Annotated in this window: 19 protein-coding genes; 11 read left to right on the top strand and 8 right to left on the bottom strand. The window is 71.5% G+C overall.

Going from position 1 to position 18,534, the window contains the following annotated elements; translation table 11 throughout:
* The first annotated feature begins 4 nt into the window (after positions 1 to 4).
* Complete coding sequence (gene ureG / locus ACIQMJ_RS02415) at positions 5 to 685, top strand: urease accessory protein UreG (protein ID WP_499760230.1); 681 nt, start codon at positions 5 to 7, stop codon at positions 683 to 685.
* Here ureG and ACIQMJ_RS02410 read toward each other — a convergent pair.
* A complete protein-coding gene (locus tag ACIQMJ_RS02410; protein ID WP_499759221.1) occupies positions 655 to 1,119 on the bottom strand; it encodes a DUF4232 domain-containing protein in 465 nt (154 codons plus the stop codon). The two genes, ureG and ACIQMJ_RS02410, sit on opposite strands and share 31 nt — an antisense overlap.
* Positions 1,120 to 1,235: 116 nt before the next feature.
* Here ACIQMJ_RS02410 and ACIQMJ_RS02405 point away from each other — a divergent pair, with 116 nt between their 5' ends.
* From ACIQMJ_RS02405 to ACIQMJ_RS02395, 3 genes are all read left to right on the top strand, one after another.
* The gene (locus ACIQMJ_RS02405) at positions 1,236 to 2,027 is read left to right on the top strand and encodes an urease accessory protein UreD (protein ID WP_499759220.1); all 792 of its coding nucleotides are present in this window, start codon (positions 1,236 to 1,238) and stop codon (positions 2,025 to 2,027) included.
* Between the two features lie 170 nt (positions 2,028 to 2,197).
* Complete coding sequence (pdxH, locus tag ACIQMJ_RS02400) at positions 2,198 to 2,854, top strand: pyridoxamine 5'-phosphate oxidase (protein WP_499759219.1); 657 nt, start codon at positions 2,198 to 2,200, stop codon at positions 2,852 to 2,854.
* A 112-nt stretch (positions 2,855 to 2,966) separates the two neighbouring features.
* Positions 2,967 to 4,241 carry an MFS transporter gene (locus ACIQMJ_RS02395; RefSeq protein WP_499759218.1) on the top strand — a complete coding sequence of 425 codons (1,275 nt, stop codon included), beginning with the start codon at positions 2,967 to 2,969 and terminating at the stop codon, positions 4,239 to 4,241.
* Between the two features lie 189 nt (positions 4,242 to 4,430).
* Here ACIQMJ_RS02395 and ACIQMJ_RS02390 read toward each other — a convergent pair whose 3' ends face one another.
* The gene (locus ACIQMJ_RS02390; RefSeq protein ID WP_499759217.1) at positions 4,431 to 4,640 is read right to left on the bottom strand and encodes a DUF397 domain-containing protein; all 210 of its coding nucleotides are present in this window, start codon (positions 4,638 to 4,640) and stop codon (positions 4,431 to 4,433) included.
* 12 nt (positions 4,641 to 4,652) lie between these two features.
* Positions 4,653 to 5,492, bottom strand: a complete 840-nt coding sequence (locus ACIQMJ_RS02385) for a helix-turn-helix domain-containing protein (protein WP_499759216.1) — start codon at positions 5,490 to 5,492, stop codon at positions 4,653 to 4,655.
* Positions 5,493 to 5,586: 94 nt separating this feature from the next.
* Between ACIQMJ_RS02385 and ACIQMJ_RS02380 the strand changes: the two genes are divergently transcribed.
* Together ACIQMJ_RS02380 and ACIQMJ_RS02375 are read left to right on the top strand one after the other, a co-directional pair.
* Positions 5,587 to 5,820, top strand: a complete 234-nt coding sequence (locus ACIQMJ_RS02380) for a hypothetical protein (RefSeq protein ID WP_141979357.1) — start codon at positions 5,587 to 5,589, stop codon at positions 5,818 to 5,820.
* 83 nt (positions 5,821 to 5,903) lie between these two features.
* A complete protein-coding gene (locus ACIQMJ_RS02375) occupies positions 5,904 to 7,286 on the top strand; it encodes an APC family permease (protein ID WP_499759215.1) in 1,383 nt (460 codons plus the stop codon).
* On the opposite strand, the gene ACIQMJ_RS02370 is transcribed toward ACIQMJ_RS02375, so the two are convergent.
* The 3 genes from ACIQMJ_RS02370 to ACIQMJ_RS02360 form a co-directional block, all read right to left on the bottom strand.
* Complete coding sequence (locus ACIQMJ_RS02370; RefSeq protein ID WP_499759214.1) at positions 7,255 to 9,411, bottom strand: hypothetical protein; 2,157 nt, start codon at positions 9,409 to 9,411, stop codon at positions 7,255 to 7,257. The two genes, ACIQMJ_RS02375 and ACIQMJ_RS02370, sit on opposite strands and share 32 nt — an antisense overlap.
* An 80-nt stretch (positions 9,412 to 9,491) precedes the next feature.
* Positions 9,492 to 10,316: an MBL fold metallo-hydrolase gene (locus ACIQMJ_RS02365; protein WP_499759213.1), complete on the bottom strand. Its 825-nt coding sequence runs from the start codon at positions 10,314 to 10,316 to the stop codon at positions 9,492 to 9,494.
* Positions 10,313 to 10,867, bottom strand: coding sequence for a TetR/AcrR family transcriptional regulator (locus tag ACIQMJ_RS02360; RefSeq protein WP_499759212.1), 555 nt, complete (start codon positions 10,865 to 10,867; stop codon positions 10,313 to 10,315). The genes ACIQMJ_RS02365 and ACIQMJ_RS02360 overlap by 4 nt, the downstream gene beginning before the upstream one ends.
* 68 nt (positions 10,868 to 10,935) lie before the next feature.
* Between ACIQMJ_RS02360 and ACIQMJ_RS02355 the strand changes: the two genes are divergently transcribed.
* On the top strand, positions 10,936 to 11,811 hold the full coding sequence (locus ACIQMJ_RS02355) for an aldose 1-epimerase family protein (protein ID WP_499759211.1): 876 nt from the start codon (positions 10,936 to 10,938) through the stop codon (positions 11,809 to 11,811).
* 19 nt (positions 11,812 to 11,830) lie between these two features.
* Positions 11,831 to 13,024, top strand: coding sequence for an amidohydrolase (locus ACIQMJ_RS02350; RefSeq protein ID WP_499759210.1), 1,194 nt, complete (start codon positions 11,831 to 11,833; stop codon positions 13,022 to 13,024).
* Positions 13,025 to 13,172: 148 nt separating this feature from the next.
* On the opposite strand, the gene ACIQMJ_RS02345 is transcribed toward ACIQMJ_RS02350, so the two are convergent.
* Entirely contained in the window at positions 13,173 to 14,312 is a 1,140-nt protein-coding gene (locus tag ACIQMJ_RS02345) for an acyl-CoA dehydrogenase family protein (protein ID WP_499760229.1), read from the bottom strand.
* Between the two features lie 111 nt (positions 14,313 to 14,423).
* Here ACIQMJ_RS02345 and ACIQMJ_RS02340 point away from each other — a divergent pair, with 111 nt between their 5' ends.
* The 3 genes from ACIQMJ_RS02340 to ACIQMJ_RS02330 all read left to right on the top strand — a co-directional run bounded on the left by ACIQMJ_RS02340 (position 14,424) and on the right by ACIQMJ_RS02330 (position 17,537).
* On the top strand, positions 14,424 to 15,020 hold the full coding sequence (locus ACIQMJ_RS02340; RefSeq protein WP_053718589.1) for a TetR/AcrR family transcriptional regulator: 597 nt from the start codon (positions 14,424 to 14,426) through the stop codon (positions 15,018 to 15,020).
* Positions 15,017 to 15,955: a carbohydrate kinase family protein gene (locus ACIQMJ_RS02335; RefSeq protein ID WP_499759209.1), complete on the top strand. Its 939-nt coding sequence runs from the start codon at positions 15,017 to 15,019 to the stop codon at positions 15,953 to 15,955. Before ACIQMJ_RS02340 ends, ACIQMJ_RS02335 begins: the two co-directional genes overlap by 4 nt.
* Before the next feature lie 268 nt (positions 15,956 to 16,223).
* Complete coding sequence (locus ACIQMJ_RS02330) at positions 16,224 to 17,537, top strand: citrate synthase (RefSeq protein ID WP_073887957.1); 1,314 nt, start codon at positions 16,224 to 16,226, stop codon at positions 17,535 to 17,537.
* A 60-nt stretch (positions 17,538 to 17,597) separates the two neighbouring features.
* Here ACIQMJ_RS02330 and ACIQMJ_RS02325 read toward each other — a convergent pair whose 3' ends face one another.
* Positions 17,598 to 18,533: a hypothetical protein gene (locus ACIQMJ_RS02325; RefSeq protein ID WP_499759208.1), complete on the bottom strand. Its 936-nt coding sequence runs from the start codon at positions 18,531 to 18,533 to the stop codon at positions 17,598 to 17,600.
* Position 18,534: the final 1 nt, after the last annotated feature.

Genomic DNA, 18,534 nt, shown 5'->3' with positions numbered 1-18,534 from the left:
CCACGTGCACCCGGTGAACTTCGACCCCACCGACGCGGGCCACGACCCGCACCACGCGCACGACCACGAGCACCGGGCCGTGCGGATCGGCATCGGCGGGCCGGTCGGCAGCGGCAAGACCGCGTTGACCGCCGCGCTGTGCCGGGCGCTGGGCGGCAGCGTGAACCTCGCCGTCGTCACCAACGACATCTACACCACCGAGGACGCCGACTTCCTGCGCGCCGCCGGGGTGCTGGACGTGGAGCGGATCGAGGCCGTGCAGACCGGCGCGTGCCCGCACACCGCCATCCGCGACGACATCACCGCCAACCTGGATGCGGTGGAGCTGCTGGAGCACCGCGTTCCCGGCCTGGAGCTGGTGATCATCGAGAGCGGCGGCGACAACCTGACCGCCGTGTTCAGCCGGGGCCTGGTGGACCGGCAGATCTTCGTGGTCGACGTGGCGGGCGGCGACAAGGTGCCGCGCAAGGGCGGACCCGGGGTGACCACCGCGGACCTGCTGGTGATCAACAAGACCGACCTCGCGCCGATGGTGGGCGCCGACCTCGGTGTCATGACGGCCGACGCCCACCGGATGCGCGGTGAGCTACCGGTGATCAGCCAGTCCCTTGTGGACACACCGGACGCACCCGCGGTGGCCGACTGGGTGCGCGCTCAGCTCCGCACGCTCGCGGCGGTCAGTTGATTGCCGAACGCGCTCACGTCGCCCGCGCAGCCGTGCCGGCCGGTCATCCGGAGGTACAGCGGCACGGTCTCGTCCGGCGGGAACACGCGGATGCCCCACACGGGTGTCTTGCGGCACACGTCCGGGTCGAAGTTGTCGACCTCGGCGAAGCCGACGTCCGAGACGGCGGCGGCGCCGTGCGGCAGGGTGAGCAGCGCGCCGCGCTCGCCGACGCGCACGGCCGCCGCGCCGACCTGATTCCCGTCGGAGTCCACATAGGACACGCCCGGGAAGCCCCGCAGGACGCAGGTGCGCAAGCCCCGGTTGGTCAGCACGACCTCCCGGTACACCGTGCCGGCCGCGCCCTCCACCCGGCCGAAGGCGATGTCGAGGTCCACCGACTGGCAGGTGGTGCCCTCCGCTCGGGCGACGGCGGTTCCCCCCGTGGCGAGCACGGCAGCCGTTGTCGCAACTGTTGCGAGAAATCTCCTCATCATGATCTCCCCCGAGATCCGCGGGTGGGAAGTCCACCCGGTACGAGGACGTGCCGGGGGTCACGGGGGTTGCGCCGGTGAAGGCGAGGGCTCACCTGGTCGTGGCACTCGACCCGAACGGGCGAACGGTCGTGCGCGAGATGCGGTCGATGGCCCCGCTGCGGCTGGTGCCATACCGCCGGCGGAGCCGGCAATCGGACGACCGCCGGCGGAGCCGGCAATCGGACGATCGCGCGCGCGACGAGGCGGCGCTCGTGCACCTGGTGAGCGCGGTCACCGCGCCGCTGGGCGGCGACGACCTGGAATTGCGCGTCACGGTCGAGGCGGGGGCGTCGCTGGAGCTGCGCGGCGTGGCCGCGACGCTGGTGCTGCCCGGCCACCGCGGGGGCGGCAGCCGTGCGCTCGTCGACGTGGAATTGGCCGACGGCGCGTCGTTGGCGTACTCGCCGGAACCGACCGTGGTCACCGCGCGTGCGTGCCACGAAGCGGTGTTCCGCGCGCGGATGGGGGAGGGCGCTCGGCTGCGTGCGCGGGAAGTCGTCGTGCTGGGGCGCAAGGGAGAGCGGCCCGGCTCGCTGACCACGACGCTGGACGTGCGGCGGAACGGGCCGGTGCTGCGGCAGACGTCCCGGTTGGGAACGCCCGAAGTGGACGCGAGCCCGGCCGGCCTGGCGGGGCGGCGGGTGCTCGGCACGGAGCTGCTGTGCTGGGGCGAGGACCTCCCGGGAGCGGTGTCAGCCCAGTGGTGGTCACTCGTTCCGCTGGTTCGCGGCGGGAGCCTGAGCACCGCCGTGGGCCACGACGCGGTGACCGTGGAACGCGCGCTCGACCAGGCACGGGCCAGGCATCCCGGCGCGAGCGGCATCTGACTCGATCTCGGACTCGATTCCGAGGTGGGGGTCACACCGAAAGTCACGGATCGGGTGGCGGTCATCACCGTGCGGGCGGTTTCGCGCCGCCGGTGGAACCCGTACCGTCGCGGGATCACCAGGTGCCACAAGTGCCTTGGCCAGGCGGAAGTACGCTCCGGGAGGTCGGGATGTCGGAGACGACGAACATCGCGTTGCCGTCGATGCGCGTGTCCTACGAGCAGGGCTCGCTCACAGAGAGCGACCTCGAGGCCAGTTGGCACGAGCAGCTGCAGCTGTGGCTGGACCAGGCGGCGGGAGCGGGCCTGCCGGAGCCGAACGCGATGGTCCTGGCGACCGCCGACCCCGAGGGCCGCCCGTCCTCGCGGACCGTGCTGGCGAAGGGCCTGGACGAGCGCGGCCTGGTGTTCTTCACCAACTACACCTCGGCCAAGAGCCACGACCTGATGGCCACCCGGTACGCCTCGGCCACGTTCCCGTGGTTCGCGATGCAGCGGCAGGCCCACGTGCGCGGCATCGTGGAGAAGGTCGGCCCGGCCGAGACCGCCGCCTACTGGGCGAGCCGCCCGCGCGGCTCGCAGCTGGGCGCCTGGGCGTCCCCGCAGTCCCGCGTGGTCAGCGGGCGCTCCACTTTGGAGAGCGCGCTGAACAAGGTCGAGCGGCAGTTCGCCGACGCCGACCGCGTACCCGTGCCGCCCCACTGGGGCGGCTGGCGCATCCGACCCGAAGAGGTCGAGTTCTGGCAGGGCCGCCGCGACCGCATGCACGACCGCCTCCGCTTCCGCCTCGGCCGCGACGGCTGGGAAGTGCAGCGCATCGCGCCCTAGCACCCGCACTCGGACGAGCCCCGTGGCGCTTCACCGCCGCGGGGCTCGTGCCGTGTCGGGCCGTGTCCGAGGTCTCGGTGGAGAAGTCGTTAGTTGACGTACGCTAACGACCGTGCGGAGAGTGCTGGGGAAGATCGCCATCGACACCCGGCCGCTGAAGGTCGTGGCGTATCGGAGGCTGTGGCTCTCGACCGTCGTGACGGCCATCGGCAGCCAGTTGACCGCGGTGGCCGTGCCGAAGCAGGTGTACGACCTCACCGGGTCGTCGGGCTGGGTCGGGCTGGCGGCCGGGGTGGCGTTGGTGCCGTTGCTCGTGTTCGGGCTGTACGGCGGTGCGATCGCGGACGTGGTGGACCGGCGCAAGCTGCTGGTGGTGACGAACACCGGCATCGCGGTGACGTCCGTGCTGCTGTGGGGGCAGGCCGCGCTGCACGTGGACTCGGTGTGGCTGGTGATCGCCCTGCTCGGCCTGCAACAGGTGTTCTTCGCGGTCAACGCGCCCGCCCGGACGGCGTCGATCGCCCGGCTCGTGCCCGCCGACCAGATCCCGGCCGCCACCGCGCTGGGGTCGACGGTGATGATGTTCGGCGGCGTGTTCGGGCCGATGCTGGCGGGCGCGTTGATGCCCGTGGTGGGGCTGTCCACGTTGTACCTGGTGGACGCGGTCGCGTTGACGCTGACGATCTGGGCGGTGTGGAAGCTGCCGCCGCTGCCACCGTTGAGCGGGACGTCGCGGCGGGCCGGGCTGCGGGACGTGGTCGACGGGTTCCGCTACCTGGCCGTGCAGAAGATCCTGCTGGCGAGCTTCCTGCTGGACATCATCGCGATGGTGTTCGGCATGCCGCGGGCGCTGTTCCCGGAGATGGCCGAGGACACGTTCGGCGACCCGGCGGGCGGCGGACTGGCGCTGGGGCTGCTGTTCGCGGCCATCCCGCTGGGGGCGATGCTGTGCGGCCTCACGTCCGGCTGGACGTCGCGGGTGACGCGGCACGGCGTGGGCGTGGTGATCGCGGTCGTGGCGTGGGGCGTGGCGATGGTCGGGTTCGGCCTGTCGCACGCCCTGTGGCTGGCCGTGGTGTTCCTGGCGATCGGCGGCGCGGCGGACATGATCAGCATGGTGTTCCGCAGCGCGATCCTCCAGGCGGCGGCGACCGACGAGATGCGCGGCCGGATGCAGGGCGTGTTCATCGTGGTGGTGGCGGGCGGGCCCCGGCTGGCGGACCTGCTGCACGGCACCACGGGCGCGATGATCGGCCCCGGCAACGCCACGGCGGTCGGCGGTGCGCTGGTCGTGGTCGGGACCGCGCTGGCGGTGCTGGCGATCCCGGCGATCAAGCGCTACCGCTTCACGCCCGAGGCGGTGGCCCCGGCGACACTGGCGGGGTGACCACCTACGGCCGCCGGGCACTGGCCGGGCCCACCTCGACGCCCACCCGAAGTCCCGGCGCGGCCACTGCGCGAGCAACGCCTACAACACGGCCTTGCGCGAGCACCAGGTGAAGGTCTTGGGCGGGTTGCGGGAGTTGTCGGCGCGGAGGCCGGTCTGCTCTACCGCCGACTACGACCTGTGGGAGGACTACTGAGCCCGCAGGAACCGCGCCCACGAGGCGGCGGGGAAGGTGATGGTGGGCGCGGGGTTCTTCGAGTCCCGCGCCGCCACCCGTTCCCGGACTCGGGCCACCTCGACGCAGTTCGCCGTGCTGGCACTCCGGGAACTCTTGCGCCACAGCACCTCGACGCAGTTGGCACTGCTGTTGCTGCGCGAGCTCTTACGCCACAGGGTCATGAACCCATCGTTTCACGCGAGGCCCTTGAGGTAATCCAGCGTTTCCTCCTCGGTGTAGGCCGAACGCCGCAGCGCCGCCCACGTCGCCTCGAACACCTCGATCTGGTCCTCCTCGTCGATGAACAGGCTCGCGACCTTGTTCTCCAGCAACACCAGGCTCGGCTCGTCGTCGTACTCCAGGATCACGAACGGCCCATTGAGCCCGCCGTGGAGTTCCGCGTCGGTCGGCATGACCCTGACGGTGACGTTGTGCCTTTCTCCGGCGTCGATGAGATGCCGTATCTGGCGGCGGTGCGCCCCTTGGTCGTGGAATGGGCGCTCCAGAACGCTCTGCTCGATGATCACGCTCAACCGGAGCGGAGTGTTGCGGCTGAGCAACCCCTGGCGCGCCATTCGACTGGTCACCAAGGCATCCACCTGGGCCTCGGTGAGTCCGTGTCCGGTCGCTGCGATAATTGACCGGGCGTACTCCGGTGTTTGCAGCAGGCCGGGGATCATCAAGGGCTCGTAGTTGAGCAGAGAACTGGCTTCGTCCTCGAAGTCGGCCCAGGTCTGCCAGTCCTCGGGGAGGTTCGGGTTGTTCATCCGCAGCAGACCGCGCTGCTCGGCGTGCCGCGCGAGGTCGAGCAGTTCGACGCGTTGTTTGCGCGCAACCTCGTAGAAGTCGAGCAGCTTCTCCAGGTCGTCCAGGTAGACGCCGATGTCGGACGTCTCGATGCGGCTGATCTTGCTCCCGGACATGCCCACCGCCTCGCCGACCGCCTCCATGGTGAGGCCGGCGGCGGCGCGGAGTTTCCGGAGGACGTGTGCGAGTCGGCGGGAGCGGACCGACGTTCCAGCGCGGCGTGCCATGCGGCGAAATTAGAGGCCGTGCAAATTGCAGCGCAAGGACAGTCACTCCATCGAGTTATTGCCCGAGTTAAGGAATGTCTGCAAATCTTGCGTCATGGAGCCGATCATCAAGGTGACTACGCCGAAGCGCGAGTGGTTGTTGCGGTGCTACTCGGACAAGGAGGACGTGCTGAGCCTCGAAGTCCAGGACGGGGGGATCGACGTGTTCCTGCCCTCGGGCGTGGACGGCGTCCGGCTCGAAGCGGGCCAGATCGCGGCGTTCCGGGAAGCCCTGGACGAAGCGATCGCACGGGCCGAAGCCGACCTGCGGGCCGCCGCGACGGCCTGACGTGCGCCCCGAACATCAAGACTTGCCCAAGGTGTGCGGATCCGACTATCCGGGCCCAGTGTGATCCGGCACACTCACTCGGCATGGCGGAAGCGACGAGCGCACCGGAGCAACCGGAACTGAAGCGGGCCATCGGCCCGAAGCTGCTGCTGTTCTTCGTGGTCGGTGACATCCTCGGCACCGGCATCTACGCCCTCACGGGCAACGTCGCGGGCAAGATCGGCGGCGCGCTGTGGCTGCCCTTCCTGATCGCGTTCGTGGTGGCGTTCCTGACCGCGTTCAGCTACCTGGAGCTCGTCGGCAAGTACCCGAGGGCGGCCGGCGCGGCGCTCTACACCAACCGGGCGTTCAAGATCCAGTTCCTCACCTTCATGGTGGCGTTCGCGGTGATGAGCTCGGGCATCACCTCGGCGTCGTCCGCCGCGCTCGCGTTCGGGCGCACCTACCTCCAGTCCGTCATCAAGGAGTTCTTCTCCGACACGTTCACCGTGTCCGCGACGCTGGTCGCGATCCTGTTCATCATCGGCCTGGCGCTGATCAACTTCCGGGGCGTCTCGGAGTCGGTCAAGGCGAACGTCGTGCTGACGTGCATCGAGCTGTCCGGCCTGGTGATCATCATCGCGATCGGCATCTACGCGGTGCTGGCGGGCGACGGCGACCCGAGCCGGCTGACCCAGGTCGATCCGGCCCCCGGCCAGAGCGCGCTCGTCGCCGTCACGTCCGCGACGGCGTTGGCGTTCTTCGCGATGGTCGGGTTCGAGGACTCGGTGAACATGGCCGAGGAGTGCCGCGACCCGGTCCGCATCTTCCCGCGCGCGATGCTGTGGGGCATGGTGATCGCGGCGATCATCTACGTGCTGGTCGCGATCACGTCGTCGCTGCTGATCCCGGCGGACGAGCTGTCCAAGGCCGGGTCGTCGGCGTTGCTGAAGGTCGTCACGGTCGGCGCGCCCGGCTTCCCGCTGTGGGTGTTCTCGCTGATCGGCCTGTTCGCGGTCATCAACTCGGCGCTGATCAACATGCTGATGGCCAGCCGGCTGATCTACGGCATGGCGAACGAGCAGATCATCCCGAAGGTGTTCGGCACCGTGCACCCGTTCCGCCGCACGCCGTGGATCTCCATCATCTTCACGTCCGGCGTCGCCATCATCCTGGTGTCGACCACGGACATCGCCAAGCTCGGCGGCACGACGGCGTTGCTGCTGCTGGTCGTCTTCACCATCGTCAACATCGCCGTCCTGGTGCTGCGCAAGGAGAAGGTCGACCACAAGCACTTCCGCGCGCCGACGTGGGTGCCGGTGCTGGGCGCGATCACGTGCGCCTACCTGGCCAGCCCGCTGTCCGGGCGCGCGTCGGCGGACTACGAGATCGCGCTGTACCTCCTCGCGGCCGGCGTCGTCCTCTGGCTGATCAACCGGCTGGTGCACGGCAAGGTCACGTTCGACGCGGAGAAGCTGGCGAAGTGACGCCCTGACCGAGGTCGGCCAGGGCGGTGAGGAGCCGGTCGCGCTCCTCGTCGTCCTGGCGGACCTGGCGGCCGTGGACGCCGCCGCCCGGCATCGCGGCGTCACCGCGGGCCAGCGCGTGCAGGTCCGGGAGCAGCGGGCCGGCGTCGGGGCCCAGTTCGCGCAGCGACTCGATCAGCCAGGCACCCGGACCCAGCCACGCGAGCCGGTGCCGGATGGCGTCGAGGAGCGGCTCGGTCTCGCCCGTGACGCGGCGCAGGGCCAGCGCGGCGGCGTGCGTGTCGTGGCGGTCGGCGAGCAGTTCGCGCAACCGCGGCACGAGGGGTGCGGCCGGTGGTCCGATCAGGCCGGCCAGCTCGGCCGCGTCCGCCACGTGCCGGGCGCTGTCCAGCGCGTCGGCGACGGCCCGGACCGGGGCCTCCGCGTGACCCGCGCGCAGCAGCAGCCGGGCGGCTTCCAGCCGCACCCGGATGGTGGCCGGGTCGTCGCCCGCGGCGGTCGTGGCGATGACGCGCAGGGACGGCAGCAGGTCGTCCAGGGGCAGCTCGTGGTGCAGGGCCGTCTGCGCCGCCGGCACCGGTTCGTAGGCGGCGGCCTCGGCCACGCCCGCGCGCACGTGCCCGACGTCGCCGGTGATCGCGGCGAGGGCCCGCGCGCAGGCCAGGCGGTCCCGCCAGGACGCCGCCGGGTCGTCGCGGACGGCGGTCAGCGCGGGCACGGCGGGCGAGGCGGCCGACCCCATCGCGGCCAGCGCGCGGACCGCCCACCACTGGTCGTGCGGGACGAGCGCGACCAGCTCGGGCACGGCCTCGGCCGCGTCCGGGCCCCACCGGTGCAGCAGCCTGGTCAGGTTGTTCACCTCGTTGTGCCACCGCATCCGGCCCAGGACCGCGTCGTGGTCCGACGAGAACGCCCACTGAGCGGGCAGCTCGGCCAACCGCCGCCGCACGGCGTCCAGCAGCACGGGATCGCACGGCACGTCGGCGTCGATGAGCGCGCCCAGGACTTCCGACCCGACCCCCGCGGTGGTGAGCGCGGTCGTGAACGGCTCGCGCCAGCGCCGGTCGCCGATCGTGATCAGGACTTCGAGGGCCAGGGCGAACAGCCGGGCCCCGGGCGCGTTCCGGTCGGCCGGCGGCGGGTCGGCGAGCAGCGCGGCCAGCGCGTCGGCGGCGAGGGGAGCGGCCACCGGCACGTCCCGGATCGCGGTGGCGGCGGCGACGCGGACCTGCGGCGCCGGGTGGTGCAGCCCGGCGGCCAGCAGGGGAGCCAGCGCGGCGCGCGCCGAGCGCGACCGCGTGCACCGCTCGTAGGCGGCGTCCACGGCGCGTTGCGCGGACTCGGCCGTGCCCCGCTCGAACAGCGTGCGGCACAGCGCGGCCAGGTCCGCGACCTCGATCCGCGCCACGACGTCGGCGAACGGGTCGTCCGACCAGACCCAGTCGCGCAGCGGGTCGCCGTCCACCCAGCAGTCGACCACGGCCGCGGTCGCCGCCTCCGACCACGGCAGCCCGGCGTCCGCGATGGCCCACAACGCCCCGGCCCGCACGGCCGCCGGTCGGCCCGGCGCCACCTCGTCGGCCAACCACTCGGCGCACTCCTCCGGTGCGAGCCGACCGGCCGCCGCCAGCAGGCCCGCCACCACGCGCGGCGACCGCTCGCGCCCGCGCCGCGCCCGCAGCGCGGGCACCACCCCGTCCGCCGCCGGGAGGTTGCCGAGCAGGTGGGTGGCGACGTGCCGGACCTCCACGTCCGGGTCGTCCAGCAGCGGCAGCAGCCGCGCGGTCTCCCGGTCCAACGCCGACCGCACGTCCGCCAGCACGTCGGGCGGGGCGTCGGCGGTGTCGGCGATCGCGCCGAGCAGGTGCACCAGGCCCCAGCGCCGGGGCGTGGCCGGGTCGGCGGCCAGCCGAGCCACGAACGGCACCGCCCGCGGTGTCGCCGAGTAGAGCGTGCCCTGGTGGTAGATGCTGCCGAACAGGTGCTCGAACGCCTGCCCCGCCAGGGTTTCGTCCGCGCCGACGGCGTCGCGGAGTGCCCGCGGCACGTCCTCCGCCGAGCCGTGCGCGTGGTCGAAGGACGCCCAGTCGAGGTCGTCGATGCCGTCCAGGGCCGAGGCGGTCACCGGTCTGCTCCCATGAGCGGTGCAGCGTAGGGGTTCGGGCCGCCCCGGCCCGGCAGGGGTCGTGCTCGACCGCTACCCGGTCACACGAGCGCGCCTCGGTGGCGGCGCAGCTCGGTGGCGTCGTGGGCGCTGAACACGTCCACCTCGTCGCCGTGGTCGCGCACCAGCTCGCGCAACCGGTCCTGGTTGGCGAGGCGCAGTTCGCGCCGGACCTCCATGCGCTTCTGCATGTACGTCAGGACGGGCGGGCAGTGGGGGCGCGGCTGGAGCTCGGCGTGGTGGAAGTAGGAGTCACCCGCGTGCAGGAGCCAGCGGTCGCCGGTGCGGACCGCCACGCCGGTGTGGCCGTGGGTGTGGCCGAAGAGGGGGACGAGGAGGACGTCGGGGCTGACCTCCCGCACGCCGGAGAAGCCGAACCACGTCTCGCCGGTGGTCTCGTGGGTGACCCAGCGGGGGCCGTGCCGCCACTGGCCGTCGGGGTAGCGGAAGCGGTCGTTGCCCGACTTGCCCGGACGGGTGGCGGCGGCGAGCTCCTCGGCGGAGACGTGGACCTCGGCGTGGGGGAAGTCGCGCAGGCCGCCCCCGTGGTCGAGGTCCAGGTGGGTCAGCACGACGGTCCGGACGTCGGCGGCGGTGAAGCCGAGGGCTTCCACCTGCCGCAGCGCGGTTTCCCGCTCGTCCAGGACCGGGCGGCTCAGCAGCCGCCAGGGGCGCGCGAGCGTGTCGTCCGGGGTGCGGACGTCGTCCACGCCCATGCCGCTGTCGACGAGGATCAGGCCGTCCTCGGTTTCCAGGAGCAGCACGTGGCAGACGAGTTCGGCCGTGCCGAAGTAGGAGCCCGTGCCGGTCACCAGCTTCCCGCCGAACGGGCGCATGGTGCCGCAGTTGAGGTGGTGCACCTTCATGGCCTCGGCCTTCCCAGGAGTGCGCCCAGCCGGGCGGCGACGGCGTGCAGGGGGTCCAGCGAACGGCGGGTGCGGGCGAGCAGGAGCGCGCCCTCGATGGCGGCCAGCACGACCGTCGCCAGGTCGTCGTCACCCACGTGCTCGGCGATGAGCCGCTGCCACGAGGCGTAGACGTCCTCGCAGGCGACGCGGATCGGCTCGCTGTCCGACGCCGCGTCCAGCGCCACCGTGGCGACCGGGCACCCGTTGCGGAAGTCCGAAGCGAGCAGGTCCTGGCTGAGCAGCTCCAGGGCCCGGGGAAGCGCTTTCGCGGGGTCGGTCTCGGCGGCGAGCACGGCGGCGAGCGCGGCGCACAGGTCGTTGCCCGCCAACGTCACCGCCTCGACCGCCAACTGCTCCTTGCCGCCCGGGAAGTGGAAGTAGAGGGAGCCCTTGGGTGCGCCGCCCTCGGCGAGCACCTGGTTGATCCCCGTCGCGTGGTAGCCCTGCGCCCGGAAGAGGTCGGCCGCGGTGCGCACCACCCGTTGCCGGGTGTCGGTCCGTCTTGGCATGGTTTTACTATAGAGACCGGTCTAGTAACTACGTCAAGGGGCGAGCCGCTCGGATACGCTCCTGACCCATGCTGGAGATCGCCCACGGCGCGGCGCGCGCCGTCATCGCACCCGAGGGTGCGGGACTGAAGTCCTACGAGGTCGGCGGCGTGCCGTACGTGGAGACGTACGACGACGAACCGCCCATGGGCAGCGGCGCGGTGCTGGTGCCGTGGCCCAATCGCGTGGCCGGCGGCAGATGGGTGCTCGACGGCGAGGAGCAGCAGCTGGAGATCGGCGAGCCCGCCCGGGGCAACGCCATCCACGGCCTGGTGCGCCGCGCGATCTGGGGCACCGTGGAGCACACCGGGTCGTTGATCTCGCTGGAGACGCCGGTCGCCGGCCTCGGCTGGCCGGTCGAGCTGCGCACCACGATCACGTACGCGCTCGACGACAACGGCCTCAGCGTGTCGCACGGCGTCACCAACGTGGGTGACAAGCGCACCCCGTTCGGGGTCGGCACGCACCCGTACCCGCGGGCCGGGGCGTCGCTGACCGACGAGACGTCGCTGTCGCTGGCCGCCTCCACCGTGCTGCCGGTGGACGCGCAGACCATGATCCCGAACGGCCCGGCCACGCCCGTCGAGGGCACCGAGTACGACTTCCGGGTGGCGCGGCTGCTGGAGGGCGTGAAGCTGGACACCGCGTTCGGCGGGTGCGAGCCCGTGGACGGGCTGGTGCGGCACGTGCTCAAGGGGCCCGGCGGCGGCGTCGAGGTGTGGGCCGACCCGGACTTCAAGTGGGTGCAGGTCTACACGCCCGACAACTTCCCCGGCCGGGGCCGCGCGGTCGCGATCGAGCCCATGACGTGCCCGCCCGACGCGTTGAACAGCGGGGTCGACCTGCTGTGGCTCGAACCGGGCGAGTCGTGGGCCGGTCGGTGGGGTTTGCGCCCGCTGTCGTAGGCCGTTAGCGTCGCTAACTATGAACGTCGCCATCACGGGTGGGTACGTCGTCCCGGTCGCCGGAGAGCCGATCGAGGGCGGCACGGTCCTGATCCAGGACGGGAAGATCGTCGCGGTCGGCTCGGACGTCGAGGTGCCGGACGGCGTCCCGGTCGTGGACGCGGCGGGCGGCTGGGTGCTGCCCGGGTTCGTGGAGGCCCACGGCCACCTCGGCGTGCACGAGGAGGGCGAGGGCTGGGCCGGGCAGGACACCAACGAGATGACCGACCCCAACGGCGCGCGGCTGCGGGCGTTGGACGCGATCAACGCCGCCGACCAGGGCTTCGCCGACGCCCTGGCCGGCGGCGTCACGACCGCGGTGGTCAAGCCCGGGTCGGGCAACGTCATCGGCGGGCAGACCGTGGCCGTGAAGTGCTGGGGTCGCACCGCCGACGAGATGCTGGTGCGCAACCCCGTCAGCGTGAAGAGCGCGCTGGGGGAGAACCCGAAGCGCGTGTACGGGGACCAGAAGAAGCTGCCGTCGACCCGGCAGGGCGTGGCGGCGGTGATCCGCGACGCGTTCACCAAGGCGCAGGACTACGTGGCGAAGCGTGACGCCGCCGAAGGGGCGTTCGACCGCGACACCACGTCCGAGGTGCTGGCGCGGGTGCTGTCGGGCGAGCTGCCGTGGTGCCAGCACTGCCACCGCGCCGACGACATCGCGACGGCGTTGCGGCTGGCGGACGAGTTCGGCTACCGGCTCATCGTCAACCACGGGACCGAGGGTCACCTGATCGCGGACCTGCTGGCGGAGCGTGACATCCCGGTGATCATCGGGCCGCTGTTCACGTCCCGGTCGAAGGTCGAGGTGCGCAACCGGTCGTTGCGCAACCCGGGCATCCTGGCGCGTGCCGGGGTGCGGATCGCGATCACCACGGACCACCCGGTCGTGCCGATCCACTTCCTCGTGCACCAGGTGACGTTGGCCGTGAAGGAAGGCTTGGACCCGCGCGTGGGTCTGGAGTCGATCACCGTGAACCCGGCCGCGATCATGGGCCTGGACGACCGCGTCGGCTCCCTGCGCCCCGGCCTGGACGGTGACGTCGTGATCTGGTCGGGCGACCCGCTGGACGTGATGAGCCGCGCCCTGAAGGTCTTCGTGGAAGGCCGCGAGGTCTACCGCTACGCCGACGGCGAAGAAGTGGTCACCACCCCCTTCTACCGCGAACCCTGACCCGAGAGTCCTACGTTCAACGCGCGAGAGTCCTACGTTCACGACCCCCGAGTTCAACGCTCATGCCTAACGGTGTGTGGGCTGAGCGTTGAATTCAGGTGCTCTGAACGTAGGACTCTCGCGGCGTGAGCGTAGGACTCTCGCGGGGTCAGCGGAGGGTGCGGGCGATGACGAGGCGTTGGATCTGGTTGGTGCCCTCGAAGATCTGGAGGACCTTGGCCTCGCGCATGTAGCGCTCCACGGGGAAGTCGCGGGTGTAGCCGGCGCCGCCGAGGACCTGCACGGCGTCCGTGGTCACCTTCATCGCGGTGTCGGTGCAGATCAGCTTGGCGATGGCGGCCTGGCGGGTGAACGGCAGGCCGCGGTCGCGGCGGCGGGCGGCCGCCAGGTACGTGGCACGGGCGGACTCGACGGCGGCGGCCATGTCGGCCAGCAGGAACTCCAGGCCCTGGAAGTCGATGATCGCGCGGCCGAACTGCTTGCGCTGCTTGGCGTACGCCACGGCCTCGTCCAGCGCCGCCTGCGCGAGACCCACGCCGCACGCGGCGATGCCCAGGCGGCCCGAGTCCAAAGCGGACAGTGCGATGCGCAGGCCGTCGCCCTCGTTCCCGATCAACCGGTCCGCGTCCAGCCGCACGCCGTCGAACGAGAGCTGCGCGGTGATCGAACCGGTCAGGCCCATCTTGCGCTCCGGCTTCGCGGCGACGAGGCCCTCCGCCTGGCCGGGCGCGAAGAAGCAGCTGATGCCCTTGCCACCGTTGTCCGACGTGCGCGCCATCAACGTGTAGAAGTCGGCCACACCGGCGTGCGTGATCCACGCCTTCGTCCCGTTCACGGTGTAGTGGTCGCCATCCCGGACGGCGCGCGTCGACAACGCCCCCGCGTCGGAACCCGCGTGCGCCTCCGACAGCGCGTAACCGCCCAACTGGTCACCGGCCAGCGCGTCCGGCAGCCACCGCGCCTTCTGCTCCTCGCTGCCGAACGTCGCCAAGGCGTAGCTGGACATGATGTGCACCGAGAGGCCGACCCCGACCGACATCCACGCCGAGGCGACCTCCTCCAACGCCTGGAGGTACACCTCGTACGGCTGCTCGCCCCCGCCGAACCGCTCCGGGTACGGCAGCCCGAGCAGCCCGGTCTTGCCGAGCAGCCGGAACGCCTCGCGCGGGAACCGGGAGTGCTCCTCGGCCTCGGCGGCGTGCGGCGCGAGCTCGTCCCGCGCGATCTCGCGGACCAGGGCGAGCAGGTCCTCGGCCTCGGTGGTGGGCAAAAGGCGCTCGGCGGGCATCGTCGACCTCCGGATCACGGCGGACAGGGCAGACAACAGCGGGGTACGCTCACCAGTACTGTAGGACGTACTCCAGTACTGGAGCCAGGCACTGTGACAGAGTTGCCGCTCATGACCTCGATCGTGCGAAGACCGCCGACGCCCAGGCAGGTGGAGCTGCTGGGCAGGCTCGAAGCGCTCGTGCTCGCCGAGGGGTTCGCGCACTTCACCCTGGACGACCTCGCGGCACGCCTGCACTGCTCGAAGTCCACCCTCTACGCGCTGGCCGCGAGCAAGGAACAGCTGGCCGTGAAGGTCGTCGGCCGCTACTTCAAGGGTGCTGCCGAGCGGATCGAGCAGCGCATCGCCGACATCAAGGACGTGCGCGCCCGCGTCGGCACGTACCTGGCCGGCGCGGCCGAGGAGCTGCGACGGGCATCGGCCCAGTTCATCGCCGACGTGTCCGCGTTCGCGCCCACGCGCAGCACCTACGAGCGCAACGCCCGCGCCGCCGCCGAGCGCATCCGCGAGTTCATCCAGGAGGGTGTCCGCGACGGGGTGTTCCGGGACGTGCATGCGACCCTGATCGCCGAGATGGCCGGTCTGCTCATCGAGGGCATCCAGACCGGTGTGCTGACCCGGCGCGCGGGTGTGTCGGACGCCGAGGCGTTCACCGCGCTGGGGGAACTGCTGCTGGACGGGTTGCGGAGAGAACGGAGCCAGTCGTGATCGTCGTTGCAGGTGAGGCGCTGGTGGACCTGGTGCCCACGGCCGGGGGCGACCTGTCGCCGCGGCTGGGCGGTGGCCCGTACAACGTGGCCGTGGCCGCCGGGCGGCTGGAAGCGCCGGTGAGCTTCCTGTCCCGGGTCTCGACCGACCTGTTCGGCGACCGGCTGGTCGAGCGGCTGCACGCGTCGAACGTGCGCACCGACCTGGTCCAGCGCGGCGACCAGCCCACCACGCTGGCCGTGGTCGGGTTGGCCGACGACGGCTCGGCCCGCTACTCGTTCTACGTCGAGGGCACGGCGGACCGCCAGGTCACCGACCCCGGCCCGCTGCCCGCCGGCACGAAGGCGGTGTCGTTCGGCACGCTGTCGCTGGTGCTGGAGCCGGGCGCGAGCACCTACGAGCGGGTGCTGTGGCGTGAGGCGGAGCGGGGCGCGCTCACCGTGCTCGACCCGAACATCCGCGCGGGCCTCATCCACGACCCGATGGCCTACCGCGACCGGTACGACTCGTGGCTGCCGCACGTGGGCCTGCTGAAGGTGTCGGTGGAGGACGCGCGGTGGTTGGCCGACCTGCCGGCCGACGCCCCCGAGGACGACGTGCTGGAGGTCGTGCGCGACTGGCAGGGCGCGGGCCCGGCGGCCGTCGTGCTCACCCGGGGCGGCGACGGGCTGGCCGTGCTGACCGCCGCGGGCGACGTGATCCGCGTCCCACCCACGCCGGTGGACGTGGTCGACACCATCGGCGCGGGCGACACCGTGCAGGGCGCGCTGCTGGCCTGGCTGCACGACCACGACGCGCTGTCCGTCGAGGCTGTCCGGGGTCTGGACGCCGGCAAGTGGGGTGAGGCGCTGGCCTACGCGGGCGCGGCGGCGGCCATCACGTGCTCCCGCGCGGGCGCGGAGCCACCCTTCAAACGAGAGCTGGAGATGACCTAGCTCTCACCCCTCGTGAGGTGGATAAACAGCCCATAAGGGCTACGGTGGTGGATGCACGCTAGCCACCCATGCATCCGGATGTGATGCCGGTCCCACCTCACAGAATCGGTTCACACCGCGGCTGTGGAGAGGGTCGTCCTCTGACTAGCGTGGGAGAACTGACAGGACCCCAACGGGGTGGTGCTGCGGTGCGGGGCGATCCCACGCCCGCGCGCGTGCGTGCAAGACCCGCACGAGCCACCCCGCCCTAGCGTGAGAGGGACTCTGCATGCCCGACGCGACGACTGCGCCGAACGACACCCGTACCGTCGCGCTGCGCCATCCGGGCGGAGAGCACGAGATGAAGGTAGTACCGGCCACCGAGGGTGCGCCCGGTATCGATCTCGGCAAGCTGCTGGCCACCACCGGCTTGGTCACCCTGGACAGCGGGTTCGTCAACACCGCGTCCTGCTCCTCCGAGATCACCTACATCGACGGTGACGCGGGCATCCTGCGCTACCGCGGCTACCCGATCGAGCAGCTCGCCGAGAAGTCGAACTTCATCGAGGTCAGCTACCTGCTGATCTACGGCGAGCTGCCGACCCAGGCCCAGCTGGAGGAGTTCTCCTCCAAGATCAACCGGCACACGCTGCTGCACGAGGACCTGAAACGGTTCTTCGACGGCTTCCCGCGTGACGCCCACCCCATGCCCGTGCTGTCCTCGGCGGTGTCGGCGCTGTCGACGTTCTACCAGGACAGCCTCAGCCCGTTCGACGCCAACCAGGTCGAGATCTCCACGATCCGCCTGCTGGCCAAGGTGCCCACCATCGCGGCGTACGCCTACAAGAAGTCCGTGGGCCAGCCGTTCCTCTACCCGGACAACAGCCTGGGCCTGGTGGACAACTTCCTGCGCATGACGTTCGGCTTCCCGGCCGAGCCCTACGACGTCGACCCCGACCTGGTGCGGGCGCTCGACCTGCTGTTCGTGCTGCACGCCGACCACGAGCAGAACTGCTCCACGTCGACGGTGCGGCTGGTCGGCTCCTCGGAGGCGAACCTGTTCGCGTCCATCTCGGCCGGCATCAACGCGCTGTTCGGCCCGCTGCACGGCGGCGCGAACTCCGCGGTGCTGGAGATGCTGGAGAAGATCCGCCGCGAGGGCGGTGACGTCTCCGCGTTCGTGAAGAAGGTCAAGAACAAGGAGGACGGCGTCCGCCTGATGGGCTTCGGCCACCGGGTCTACAAGAACTACGACCCGCGCGCCGCGATCATCAAGAAGACCGCCGACGAGATCCTCGGCAAGCTCGGCGCGTCCGACGAGCTGCTCGACATCGCCAAGGCGCTGGAGGAGACCGCCCTCGCCGACGACTACTTCGTCGAGCGGAAGCTGTACCCCAACGTCGACTTCTACACCGGCCTGATCTACCGCGCGATGGGCTTCCCGACGAAGTTCTTCACCGTGCTGTTCGCCCTGGGCCGGCTGCCCGGCTGGATCGCGCACTGGCGCGAGATGATCTCCGACCCGGCCACCAAGATCGGCCGCCCGCGGCAGGTCTACGTCGGCTCGCCGGAGCGCTCGTTCGTGCCGCTCGACCAGCGCTGACGACACCGCGCCAAGGCCCGCACCGGTTGCCGGTGCGGGCCTTCTCGTTGCGCGGCAACGTCATCCGCCCAGTTCGGCGACCAGCGCGCGGTAGGTGTGGAACGCGGGTTTCGGGGTGTAGTCGTCGGTGGTGAGGCCGAAGTTGTGGAACAGGCCGGGGTTCGCGCTGTCGGCGTCGCGCAGCGCGAAGTGCGTGTAGCCGGTCAGGGTGAGGCGTTCCGCGTTCTCGGCGACGGTGCGGACCACCGCGTCGACCACTTCCGCCTGCCGTCGCGGCGACCGGTCCGGGCCGGTCGGCCAGCCGTGCTCGGTGACGTGCAGCGGCACGTGCGCCAGACCGGCCGGCGCCATGACGTTCTCGCGGTGGTGCGCCAGGAGTCCCGCCACGCCCTCCGCCAGGTCGCCGTCGAGCGGGCGGAACACGTCGGGGAAGAAGTCGAGGCCGACGTAGTCGAGCGCGTCCGCGAACGCCCGGTCGCGCGCGAGGTCGGCCAGGAACGACGTCGCCGGACCGAACAGCGGGGTGGTGTTGACGCCGACCGCCAGGTCGTGGCCGAGCGCGCGGGCGTGGGCCTTGGCCGCGACGACCCCGGCGGTGATCGCCTCCCGGACGTCGGGGTAGTAGCCGTCCAGCACCGGGTTGTCGGTCACGTTCGGCTCCTCGGTCACCTGGAGCGTGGCGGTGACCGCGCCGAAGCGCTCCACCAGCGAGCGCAGGAACGCGCAGTAGCCCCCGACGTCGCCGGACGCGGACTGGTACTGCGCCACCAGGTCGAGCCGACGGCCGCGCACCGCGTACCGGGCCGCGTCGGCGGGTGTGGTCGGTGTGCCGCCGGTGTCCTTGAACGCGGTGTACGCCCGCACGAGGAACGCGCCGGCGGAACCCTGCAACTCGTCCAGGAGGGCGGAGATCCGGTCGGGCGAGTCGGGTGCGCCGGTGGCCAGGCCGCCGGTGTCGTCACCGGTCGCGCCGCCGGGGTAGATGCCGAAGAGCACG

Origin of the sequence: Actinosynnema sp. NPDC091369 (genome assembly GCF_044757065.1) — a bacterium.
Taxonomy (GTDB): domain Bacteria; phylum Actinomycetota; class Actinomycetes; order Mycobacteriales; family Pseudonocardiaceae; genus Actinosynnema.
The sequence above is the reverse complement of the archived record's forward strand: the minus strand, read 5'-3'. Positions and strand labels throughout refer to the sequence as shown.